Annotated in this window: 1 protein-coding gene; it reads right to left on the minus strand. The window is 33.9% G+C overall.

Going from position 1 to position 1,544, the window contains the following annotated elements; all coding sequences use genetic code 11:
- Window positions 1–110 precede the first annotated feature (110 nt).
- The gene (locus C7447_RS14630; RefSeq protein ID WP_148871264.1) at window positions 111–1,316 is read right to left on the minus strand and encodes a serine hydrolase domain-containing protein; all 1,206 of its coding nucleotides are present in this window, start codon (window positions 1,314–1,316) and stop codon (window positions 111–113) included.
- Between the last annotated feature and the right edge of the window lie 228 nt (window positions 1,317–1,544).

Below are 1,544 nucleotides of genomic sequence, written 5' to 3' on the forward strand. Positions count from 1 at the left end.
ATTGTAAAAAGCGGATTGCCTTATGATGCAAATTATAAAAGTACTTTGGTTTAAAAAAGTGTAAAATTTACTTGTTTTTTACCTCAGTTCTTTGTTGTATGCAGTATTTTCTATTTCATATTATATGGAATGTAGTCTTCCCAGTACCAAGGCGTGTATGTATCTCCAATGCCTAATTCCAACACTTCTTTAAATATACTTTCGGCATTATCACTATTCGACATTAAAAGAATCCCAAGATGTTTCTCAGGAAATATAATTGAATAATGCTGGAAGCCCTCACCATGGCCTTCTTTAAAATATCCTTGACCATAAGGCGATTTTAAAATACCCCAACCCAAGCCATAACTCAAATTTATACTATCATTTGCATTTGTTGTCGCAAGTGACTCTGGACCGAATTGTTTCTTTGAATTAATCCGAATATTGGGTGCGAATATAAGATTGGTAACATCAGAATTATGTGAGCTCAATTCAATTATTTTTGTTAGAAATTTTGAGTAGTCAACAGGTGTTGTTTCCATGGAACCTGCCGCTCCCGCTTCATCTTCGGTGTCTTTATCTATTACTTTTTCTTCTTTAGTATGTCCATAACAATAGTTGTTTTCAAAGCGCTGTTGCCACACATAACTTGTCATATCCATACCTAAAGGATTAAAGACACGCTCTTGTGCCAATTGCTCCAATCCTTTACCTAAAATTTTCTCAATAACTATTTGCAACAATCTAATTCCTTCTCCGGAATAACTATACTCGGTTCCAGGGTCAAAGTAAATTTCAATTTCTTCTACTTCAGGCTGAAATACGCCAGTTCTGCTAACCCATCTCCAATTCGGAAATCCTGTGGTGTGTGATAAGCACATTCGTGCCGTTATATCTTTATATCTCTTATCGTTTTCAAGATTATGAAATCCTCTCCAAACTCTGTCAAATTGTATGTTGGGAATAGGTGTGTCTAAATACTCTTGTAAGGGTTTGTCAAGGTCAATGAGCCCTTCGTTGGCAAGTTGAGCCACAATATAGCCAAACACAGATTTACTTAAAGAAGCTCCATAAAACACTTGATTAATCTTTAGACTATCTTTTTTGGCAAAGTTTGAATAGCCAAATGCTTTTTGATAGGCAACAGTGTCTTTGTTAAAAATTGTTACTGAAAGTCCTGTTATATCTGCTGAATCAACAAGGGTTTTAATTCGGGCATCCAATTTAGCTCTTGTTATTGACGAGCCGTCTATTCGTTGAATTTGGTTGTTTTCTATTTTTTTAGAGCAACCTACACTTATGTAAAGTATGATAAAAGTAATTAAATATTTCATTTTTTTCAATATTATGTAAAACGTTTTGAATAAGATTAGTTGCGTGAGCACTAAATTTAGCAAATAAAAAACTAATAGAAAATCCGTGAGGATTTTCGTAGGTAGGCAAGAACCAAGCAGTTAAATTTATACGTCTTAAGTTAGCAATTGTTTAAATTTAGAGATATAAATCAGAAAGAAAGAAGCGTAGAATAAGGTTATGATATACGTGGAAACCTAGATTTCGTC

Origin of the sequence: Tenacibaculum adriaticum, assembly GCF_008124875.1 — a bacterium.
Taxonomy (GTDB): domain Bacteria; phylum Bacteroidota; class Bacteroidia; order Flavobacteriales; family Flavobacteriaceae; genus Polaribacter; species Polaribacter adriaticus.